We start from the raw sequence: 7,580 nt of genomic DNA on the forward strand, positions 1-7,580 counted from the left end.
CAACCGCTCGGGGGCGAAGCGGGGTCGGGCTCCCAGCGGAGCTCGCCGCTGCCCAGGGCGACGGTCGCCCGGGGCCGCATCGGGTCGTCGCCGCCGCGCCGGGAGAGCAGTACCACCTCGCAGACCTCGGCGGACCGGCCGCCGAGCCGGGCGGCGCACTCCGCGGCCAGGCCCCGCGGATCCCCGGTCCGCCCGAGGGAGAGGTGCGGGGTGAACTTCCCACCCCGGCCCACGCAGCGTGGGAAGCGCTCAAGCAGCGACCGGTACAGGGCGGTCCACCGCGCAGCGCCGCCCGCCGCCGGATCGAGCCACACCGTCGCGTACGCCCGGTGCCGGAAGCTCCGCACCCCCTGCAGCCGCGCGGTGAACGGCGCCACCTCCGCGGCCGCCGCGGCCACCAGCGGTGCGGCCCGCCGGAACTCGGACTCCGGCACGAAGCCGAACAGCACGTTCACGTGCGGCGGCCACCGCCGCACCTGCGGGTCGTGCTCCCAGCGGATCTCCTGGACCGGCGCCCACAGCTCCGCCGGCGGCAGCCAGGCAACCGCCGTCCACGCCGTCGGCGCGACGTCCAGCACCCCGCCGTCCCCGGGCTCCGCGTCCATACCGCCAGCCTGGCACAGGCCGTCGGCCCCCGCAGGCGCCCCGGCCGCCGCGCGTTGCAGCCGCCGTGCGCGCTACAGCCGGCTCGTCTCCAGCGCCAGGTCGAACGGTGCGGGCAGGTGCACCGGCGTGCCGAAGGGGTGCGGCCCGTCCTCGCGCGCATAGCCGAGCCGGGTCGGCTCGCTGAAGACGGTGCACTCGCGGTTCTGACGGCGGACGGTATCCCGCCGTCCGCCGCCGGGACGGTGCTCGCCGGGTCGGGTCAGCGCTTGACCGCCACGCCCGCGTAGGCGGGGGCGGCCTGCTGCCAGTTCTCCGGCAGGTCGGCCTGCGGGCGCCAGAGCGGGAGTTGGACCAGTCCGGGCTCGACGAACTCGAAGTCGCCGAACAGCTCCTGGACCTGGTCCTTGGACCGCAGGACCAGGGGGGAGCTGGCGCGGCTGTAGATCCGTGTCGTCTCCGCGACCGCCGCGGGGGTCATGAAGTCCTGGGTGCCGTGCGACATGATCAGCAGGCTTCCGGGCGCGAGGGCGCTCCGCAGGCGGGCCAGGATGTCGGCGGCGCCCTCCTCGTCGCGGACGAAGTGCAGCACCGCGACGAGCATCAGGGCCACCGGGCGGGAGAGGTCGAGCGCCTCCTTCAGCCCCGGGTCGCCGAGTATCGCGTCCGGGTCGCGCAGGTCCGCGTGGAGCACGGTGGTGTGGCCGACGGGGTGGTGGGCCAGCAGCGCACGGGAGTGGGTGAGGACGATGGGGTCGTTGTCCACGTAGACCACGCGGGCGTCCGGGGCCACCCGGTGGGCGACCTCACCGGTGCTGCCCACGGCGGGGATCCCGGTGCCGATGTCCAGGAACTGGCGGACCCCCTGCTGGACGGCGAACTCCACCGCCCGGCTGAGGAACTCGCGGTTGATCCTGGCCCCGAGCCGGGCGTCCGGCATCGCCGCGATGACCTTCTCGGCCGCCTCGCGGTCGGCCGGGAAGTTGTCCTTGCCGCCGAGGTAGTAGTCGTACATCCGGGCCGGGTGGGGGATGCCGGTGTTCAGCTCCACCGGCGGCTGCCACTCCCCCGCCTCCTGCTCCGGCCGGCCGACCGCTGCCTCGTCCCGCATGAGCTCTCCCCGTACTGTGCTGACGTCAAGTCATCTCATCCTAATCACAGGGAACTCACAGGTTTGACCGGTTCCGGAAGGTGCCGGTCCGCGACACTTGCCCGGGGGCCGCGTCAGCGACGGTTGCGCGGGTGGTCCCTGGCGGTGCGCTCGTTGCCCCGGCGGTAGTTTCCGGTCCATCTGGCCATCACCAACTGCGGGTCGCCTGCCTCGAGTTCGGCAAGGAACCGCTCGGCGCGACTGCCGCGCAGGGTGGCGGCGATCCGGCGGTGATGGGTCACCTCGACGGAGCCGTCGGGGCGCTGCTGGTAACTGAATCCGGTTGGTGCGGGCAAGACGTCCGGTCCTCTCGACGGTGGGGCGCTGCGACGGTGGTCGGTCCCGGCGAGCGCTGCAGCCGAGCGCTGCAGCGAGGACCGTGCCACCGCCCGGCTCTGCCACGCAAACGGATTACCGGTCGCTCTCCGCGCCCGCTCCGGCGGCCTCGGCCGTACCGCCCGCACCGCCCCCCGCACCGCCGGCCACGGCGGCGGCCGCCCGGAGGCGGTCGAGGACGGCGGCCTGGACCGGGTCGTCACCGGAGCCGGCCCGGACCGCGGCGAAGACGTGCCGCAGCGGCGAGGGGCCGGCCGGCCGGCGCAGCACCAGGCCGGGCCGGTGCAGGGGTTGGACCAGGCGCGGGACGAGCGCGATGCCGACGCCCGTCTCGACCAGCGCCGCGAGGGCGGTCCAGTCGTCGACGGCGTGCCGGATGTCGGGGGTGAAGCCGTTCGCCGCGCACACCGAGCGGGTGACGGCTCCGCAGCAGCTGCCGGCGTCGCCGACGATCCAGACGTCCCCGGCCAGGTCCGCCAGCGGGATCCGGTCCCGCCCCGCGCAGGGGTGGGTCGCGGGGAGCGCCAGGTCGAGGACGTCGGCGAGCAGGGCGGTGCGGGTGTAGCGCGGGTCCGTGCGGGGCGGGGCGGCGGCGAAGTCCACGGCCACGGCGATGTCGATATCCCCGGAGTCGAGGAGGGTGAAGACGTCCGGCGCACCGGCCTCCACGACCTGGACGCGGATCTCCGGGTGGTGCGCGGACAGTGCCCGCAGGGCGTGCGGCAGCAGGCCGGTGATGGCACTGGAGAACGCACCGATGGTGACCGCTCCCCGCCGGCCCTCCTCCCAGGCGGCGAGGTCGACCCGGGCCCGTTCCCACTGCGCGGCCATCAGGTCGGCGTGCTCCAGCAGGATCCTGGCCTGCCCGGTCAGCCGGACCCCGCGGCCCTGTCGCTCCAGCAGGGGGACGCCCACCTCCCGGGCCAGTGCCGCGAGTTGCTGCGAGACCGCGGAGGGGGTCAGGTGCAGGGCCTCCGCGGTCCGGGCGAGGCTGCCGCGGCGGGCCAGTTCCCGCAGCACGCCCAGCCGGCGCAGGTCGACACTGAAGGTACTGCTTACCGGTTCCATCCGCAGAGATTAACTGGACCTGCATGATCGGCCGCCACCACAATCGCTGACGGTTCCCGGGCCCGCCGGGCCACCCCCTCCCCTCCCCCGGAACAGCGAGCGACCATGACCTCCTCCCCCGCCGAATCCCCCGAATCCTCCGATTCCCCCGAGTCCGCCGAGTCCACCCGGCCCGCCGAGCAGGGCTTCCTGATCCTGCACGGCTGGCAGAACCACCGCCCCGCCGGCCACTGGCAGCACTGGCTCGCCGACCGGCTCACCGGCCTGGGGCACCAGGTCGACTACCCCCGGCTGCCCGACCCGGACCACCCCGATCCGGAGCTGTGGCTGCACGAGCTGCGCACCCGCCTCACCGCGCTGCGGGCGGGCCGGCGCACCGTCGTCTGCCACAGCCTGGCCTGCGCGCTGTGGCTGCGGGCGGTGGCCGGCGGCGCGGTGGCGGAGCCGGTCGACCGGGTCCTGCTCGTGGCGCCGCCGTCGCCGGGCTTCCTGCGGCGACAGCCGGACGTCGCCCTCTTCGTCCCCCCGGCGGTGAGCGCCGCACAGCTGTCGGCCGCGGCCGGCTCCACCCGGCTCGTCTGCGGGGACGACGACCCCTGCTGCCCCGAGGGAGCCGCAGAGGCGTACGGGCGCCGGCTCGGCCTTCCGGTCGACGTCATCACCGGCGCGGCGCACCTCACCCCGGACTCCGGGTACGGCCCGTGGCCCGCGCTCCTGGACTGGTGCCTCGGTCCCGGCGCCGACACTCCCGTCGCCGACGCGCCCGTCGGCCGCGGGAGCCCGCTGCCCGACGGAAGCCCGGCGAACCCGCCGTCCTGAGCCGCGCCGTCCGGCCCCACCGGTCCGGGCTCACGGGCCTACGGGCTCACGGCCCCACGAGCCCCAGACCCGCCGTTCCGCCCGGGTGTCAGCGCTGCGGGCCGGGCGGGGTGGTGGCCGGCGGGACGGTGCCGGTCTCGGTGGGGTTGCCCGGGTCGGGCTTGGGCGCCGGGTCGGGGATGAAGGCCATCGGCAGGGGCAGCTTGGGTGCGCCGCGCAGGGCCTGGTTCATGGCGTCCCGCCAGATCGGCCCGGGGCCGTCGGCGCCGAACACCTCGGTGTGGTGCTTCCCGTTGATGGTGATGTTGCGCATCTCGACGCCGCCGGCCGGGCCGCCGAGCCAGACCGCGGTGGCGAGTTGGGGCGTGTAGCCGCTGAACCAGGCGGCCTTCTTGTGGTCCGAGGTGCCGGTCTTGCCGGCGATCTGCCGGTCGCCCTCCAGGTTGAGCGCCGCGCCGGTCCCGTTCTCGGCGGTCACGCCGTTCAGGACGGTGTTCATCGTCTGCGCCGTCGTGTCGGAGAACGCCTGCGCGCAGTGGCCGGCCGGGACGGGTACGTCCTTGCCGTCCACCGTGGTGATCTTGTTGATGGCGACCGGGGCACAGTACTTGCCGCGGGCGGCGAAGGTCGCGTACACGTTGGCCATCGTCAGCGGGCTGAGCTCCTCCACGCCGAGGGCCATCGCGGGGACCTCCTCCAGGGGCTTGCCGCTGGCCTTGGCGTCGATGCCGAGCTTGTTGGCCATCTGCTTGACGGAGCAGAGGCCGATCTCCTGCTCCATCTGCACGAAGTAGGTGTTGACCGAGAGCGCCATCGCCTTCTTGAGCTGGTAGGGCCCCTTCTCGTTCTCGGATTCGTTGGGCACCACCGTCTTGGGCCGGCCGTCGTTCTTCCAGGTCCCCGCACAGGTCTTCATCGTCGGGTATTCGAGCCGGTTCGGCGACGAGTACTCCTGGGTCGGCGGCAGGCCCGCTTCCAGCGCCGCGGCCGCGACGACCGGCTTGAACGTGGAGCCGGGCTGGAAGCCGTTGCCGCCGCCCATCGCCCGGTCGACGTTGAGGTTGACCATGGTCTCGTTCTTGTCCGTGTCCACGCCGTACGGGCGGGTCTGGGCCATCGCGAGGATCTTGCCGGTGCCCGGCTCGATCATGCTCGCGGCGGCCGACACCGGGTCGGTGACCCGGACGTTGGTGGTGACGGCGTTCTGTGCGGCGGCCTGCTTGTCCGGGTCGAGGGTGGTGTAGATGTTCAGGCCGCCCTTGTCCCAGAACTCCTTCCGCTCGGCGGCGGTCTTGCCGAAGACCGGGTCCTGCTTGATCACGTGGCGGACGTAGTCGCAGAAGAAACCCATGCCCGCGTTGGCGGTGATGCAGCCGTTCTGCGGCGCCTTGTACCGCAGGCCCAGCGGGGCGGCCTTCGCCTCCTTGGCCTGGTCCGCGGTGATGTGCTTGGCCTCGAGCATCTTGTCGATCACGACGTCGCGGCGGTTCTGCGCGGCCTGCGGGTGCAGCTTCGGGTCGTAGGCCGTCGGGTTCTGCACCAACCCGGCCAGGGTGGCGGCCTCGGCGATGGTCAGGTCCTTGTTGCTCTTGCTGAAGTACCGCTGGGAGGCGGCCTCCACGCCGTAGGCACCGTTGCCGTAGTACGTGATGTTCAGGTAGTTGGTGAGGATCTGGTCCTTGGTCAGTTCCTCCTCCAGCTTGATCGCGACCTTCAGCTCCTGGATCTTGCGGCCCAGGGTCTTGCGCTGGGCCTCGCGGACGGCGGCCTGGTCGTCGCCGGCCTTCTCCACGTTGACGTTCTTCACGTACTGCTGGGTCAGCGTCGACGCGCCCTGCGAGTTGGTGCCGCTCTCCGCGTTCTTGCCGAGCGCCCGGAGCACGCCCTTGAGGTCGACGGCGCCGTGCTCGTAGAAGCGGGCGTCCTCGATGTCGACCTGGGCCTGCCGCATGTACGGCGACATCTGCTCGGGCGTCAGGACGGTGCGGTCGCGCTCGTAGACCTTGGCCATCAGCTGGCCCTTGGCGTCGAAGATCTGGGTCGCCTGGGTCAGCGGCGGGGCCTTGAAGTCGCCGGGGATGTCCTCGAAGCCTTCCGCGGTGTCCTTGGCGGTCAGTCCGAGCGCCCCGGCGGCGGGCAGCGCGAGACCGGCCAGCAGTGCGCCGGAGACCACGCTGACACCCAGGAAGGTCGCACCGTGACGGGCCAGCCGGAGCGGCGAGGTGCGGACCGGAGGGAGGTCGGCGCCATCACCGGAATTCCATATCGGAGGAAGATTTGAGGCCATGTCAGGATGCTAGCCGCCGAATCCCGCGCATCGAACACATTCGCGCCCGAGTTTGTCGCGACCGTGTAACAGGTATCGAATGCCCGGCCCCACTGGTTCGAGCGTGTACGTACTCAATGATCGGAATGAATTCCCGATTTCCCGCAGTCGGAAATCCGGCGGCACTGAACCGGGCTCGAACCCCCTCACACGCCGAGCAGTGTCCGCCACCCGTCGGCACGCATGCGCCGCCACCCACTCCCCACCTGCGCGGCCGCGATCTCGCGTTCGGCACCCCCCGTCCCGCAACCCTGACATCAGTTAGATGCCTCAGGCGGGGCAGAACGTTTCACGCCCACCGCACCCGACTGACATGGGGGCCACCGGGACGCGAGGGTGAGCGGGGGTCCGAGCTCCCGTTTGCCCACGTAGCAGGGGAGAGAAAATGATCCTGCCCATGCGCCGTTCCCTCGGTGTCGCAGCCGGTATAGCGGCCGCGCTGCTCGCCACGGCCGCGACACGCTCTGCTTCGCGAACGCCGGAGAGGTCCCCGTCGCCATCTACGGCGTGAACTGGGTCGAGTCGGGGAGCAACGCGGTGACCTTCCAGTTCCAGCGGAATCTCAATGACCCGCGCCTGGAAACCGTGACGCTCAACAAGTGGGCCCGGTGGAGCCCCGGCCAGTCCAGCATCCACAAGATCATCTGGATCAAGATCTACTGAGCCTGGAGCCGGAGCCCACTGGGCCGGCCCACCGACGGACGGCCCACCGACCGGCGGCTCACCGACGGACGGAGCCTGCGGGCCGGGCGGCGGACCGCTACCGCCGCCCGGTCACGCCCCGGCGGCGGCCGTCCCTCCTCCGGCGGCGCGGAACCGGGCGGCCAGGCGGGCGAGTTCCTCGTCCGCCTGGCCGAAGGCGAACCGGGCATCCGGGGTGGTCATCCGGCCGGAGTGGCCCGCGGTGAACTCCCGGACGGCGTCCAGCAGGACGGCGGTCGCCGCCAGCAGCGGCGGCTCCTCGGCGTGCAGCACCCGGCGGTGGCCCCGGCTCGGGGCGACGACGGTCTCCCGGATCAGCTTCTCGACCTCGCGGACCGCCTCGGTCAGCGTCTTCGGATCGGTGTCCATACGGCCCCGTTTCGTTGATCGACCTGTGGTGTCCGGGGGAATGTTCCCGGCCCCCGCCCCGGTTCATGCACGCAGAACCGATCCGCTTGACGGGCCCGGCCGGAACCCTTCCCCGCCGGTGATCCACTCGCCGCGGCGCATGACGGCCACCAGGTCGTACGTCCCGGAGTCGACCACGACCAGGTCGGCGTACTTGCCGGCCTCCAG

The 7,580-nt window shown here is 72.6% G+C and carries 7 protein-coding genes and 2 pseudogenes; 2 read left to right on the forward strand and 7 right to left on the reverse strand.

Annotated features, from left to right (window positions below; all coding sequences use genetic code 11):
• The 5 genes and pseudogenes from ABZ885_RS31835 to ABZ885_RS31855 form a co-directional block, all read right to left on the reverse strand.
• The coding region (locus ABZ885_RS31835) for a 2'-5' RNA ligase family protein (protein WP_360196306.1) at positions 1 to 605 on the reverse strand (605 nt) is incomplete at its 3' end.
• 72 nt (positions 606 to 677) lie between these two features.
• Positions 678 to 821: pseudogene (locus ABZ885_RS31840) on the reverse strand (Uma2 family endonuclease); the annotation flags it as partial.
• Between the two features lie 44 nt (positions 822 to 865).
• Positions 866 to 1,714, reverse strand: coding sequence for an SAM-dependent methyltransferase (locus ABZ885_RS31845; RefSeq protein ID WP_360196309.1), 849 nt, complete (start codon positions 1,712 to 1,714; stop codon positions 866 to 868).
• A 113-nt stretch (positions 1,715 to 1,827) separates the two neighbouring features.
• Positions 1,828 to 2,049, reverse strand: coding sequence for a hypothetical protein (locus ABZ885_RS31850; protein ID WP_360196312.1), 222 nt, complete (start codon positions 2,047 to 2,049; stop codon positions 1,828 to 1,830).
• Positions 2,050 to 2,164: 115 nt separating this feature from the next.
• Positions 2,165 to 3,157: a LysR family transcriptional regulator gene (locus ABZ885_RS31855; protein WP_360196314.1), complete on the reverse strand. Its 993-nt coding sequence runs from the start codon at positions 3,155 to 3,157 to the stop codon at positions 2,165 to 2,167.
• A gap of 105 nt (positions 3,158 to 3,262) precedes the next feature.
• On the opposite strand from ABZ885_RS31855, the gene ABZ885_RS31860 reads away from it, so the two are divergent.
• Positions 3,263 to 3,976, forward strand: a complete 714-nt coding sequence (locus ABZ885_RS31860; protein ID WP_360196316.1) for an alpha/beta hydrolase — start codon at positions 3,263 to 3,265, stop codon at positions 3,974 to 3,976.
• An 88-nt stretch (positions 3,977 to 4,064) separates the two neighbouring features.
• Here the strand turns inward: ABZ885_RS31860 and ABZ885_RS31865 are convergent, their stop codons facing one another.
• Positions 4,065 to 6,263 (reverse strand): transglycosylase domain-containing protein, encoded by a 2,199-nt coding sequence (locus tag ABZ885_RS31865; protein ID WP_360196319.1) that lies wholly within the window; start codon positions 6,261 to 6,263, stop codon positions 4,065 to 4,067.
• 495 nt (positions 6,264 to 6,758) lie between these two features.
• Between ABZ885_RS31865 and ABZ885_RS31870 the strand changes: the two are divergent.
• Positions 6,759 to 6,965 (forward strand): annotated as a pseudogene (locus tag ABZ885_RS31870) (beta/gamma crystallin domain-containing protein); the annotation flags it as partial.
• 111 nt (positions 6,966 to 7,076) lie between these two features.
• Here ABZ885_RS31870 and ABZ885_RS31875 read toward each other — a convergent pair.
• Positions 7,077 to 7,373 carry a hypothetical protein gene (locus ABZ885_RS31875; RefSeq protein WP_360196322.1) on the reverse strand — a complete coding sequence of 99 codons (297 nt, stop codon included), beginning with the start codon at positions 7,371 to 7,373 and terminating at the stop codon, positions 7,077 to 7,079.
• Positions 7,374 to 7,580: the final 207 nt, after the last annotated feature.

Origin of the sequence: Kitasatospora sp. NPDC047058 (assembly GCF_040643935.1) — a bacterium.
GTDB lineage: Bacteria > Actinomycetota > Actinomycetes > Streptomycetales > Streptomycetaceae > Kitasatospora.